Here is a 1,680-nt window from a genome sequence, read left to right as displayed (position 1 = left end):
AGGCGCTGGGTGATATCGAGCTGCTCGACACTACCGAGCATCGTCAGCTTGCGGCCTGGGGCGAGAACACCCAGCGCTACCCCGATATTGAATCCGTCCACCGTCTGTTCGAGCGCCAGGCGGCGGCGACCCCCGAAGCCTTGGCACTGATCTTCGCGGACCAGCGGCTTAGCTACGCCGAGCTCAACGCCCGCGCCAACCGCCTGGCCCATTACCTGAGCGGCCTGGGGGTGCGCCCCGAGACACGGGTGGGTATCGCCGTGGAGCGCTCCGTCGAGATGATGGTGGGGCTGCTGGCGATCCTCAAGGCCGGCGGCGCCTACGTGCCGCTGGACCCGGACTATCCGGCCGAGCGGCTGGCCTACATGGTCGCGGACAGCGGTATCGAGCTACTGCTGACCCAGCAGCATCTGCGTGATGCCTTGCCCGCGACCGAGGGCCTGAGCGTGCTCGCGCTGGACCGGCTGGACGTTGCCCACCAGGCATCGACCCACCCCGACGTGGCGCTGCACGGCGATCACCTGGCCTACGTGATCTATACCTCGGGCTCCACCGGGTGGCCCAAGGGGGTGGCCATCCGGCATGACGCCTTGACCAGTTGCATGACCTGGATGCAGCAAACGTATTGGCTGGGGGACGATGATGCCGTATTGCACAAGGCGCCCTTCGGTTTCGATGTTTCGGTATGGGAAATCTTCTGGCCGTTGACTGTCGGGGTGCGCCTGGTCATCGCCCAGCCGGGGGATCAACGCGAGCCGGCCCGTATCGCGGAACTGATCCAGCAGCATGGAATCACGACCCTCAACTTCGTGCCGTCGATGCTGCAGGCCTTCCTTGCCTATGTAGGTCATGACGTCAAGCTGCCTCTCAAGCACATTCTGTGTGGTGGCGAGGCGATGAATGCCGCACTGCAGCAAGAGGTCTTCGCTCGGCTGCCTGGGGTGAGTTTTCAGAATATCTATGGCCCGACCGAAACCACGATTCATGTGACGCAATGGACGTGTCGTGACGAGGCAGAATGCCTGGTGCCCATCGGGCGCCCGATCAGCGATACCCGGACCTACGTGCTGGATGCCGATCTCAACGTAGTGCCCGCCGGCGTGGTGGGCGAGCTGTACCTGGGCGGGATGAGTCTGGCACGTGGCTACCTGCACCGCCCCGGGCTGAGCGCAGAGCGCTTCGTGGCCGACCCGTTCGGCTCGGGCGAACGGCTGTATCGTACCGGCGACCTGGTGCGCTGGCGAGACGACGGCCAGCTCGAGTACCTGGGGCGTATCGACCATCAGGTGAAGATCCACGGTCTGCGTATCGAGCTGGGCGAGATCGAAGCCCAATTGCTGGGCCAGCCGGCGGTGCGTGACGTCTTGACGCTGGCCCAGGAGGAAGGCAAGGGAACGCGGCTGGTGGCCTATCTGGTTCCACAGCCAGGAGCCCACTTGGAGACAACCGAGTTGCGGACGCGGTTGAAGCAGTCTCTGCCGGACTACATGGTGCCGAGTGCCTTCATGCTGCTCGACGCTTTCCCCTTGACGTCCAACGGCAAGGTGGATCGCAAGGCGTTGCCGGCACCGGACATGGCGAGCGGCGTGTCGTACGAGGCACCGCAGGGCGAGGTGGAAGAGGCCCTGGCGGCGATCTGGGCCGAGGTGTTGGGCGTGGCGAGGGTCGGTCGCCACGACA

General features: G+C 65.0%; 1 protein-coding gene. It reads left to right on the top strand.

Annotated features, from left to right (window positions below; translation table 11 throughout):
• Nucleotides 1-1,680 (top strand): amino acid adenylation domain-containing protein (locus tag HR9077_RS18170; protein WP_136068719.1); only part of this gene is annotated, 1,680 nt, incomplete at both ends.

The organism is Modicisalibacter radicis (assembly GCF_900961225.1).
In the GTDB taxonomy this organism is placed as follows: domain Bacteria; phylum Pseudomonadota; class Gammaproteobacteria; order Pseudomonadales; family Halomonadaceae; genus Modicisalibacter.
Note: the sequence above shows the minus strand (reverse complement) of the source record. Positions and strands in the feature narration are given on the sequence as shown.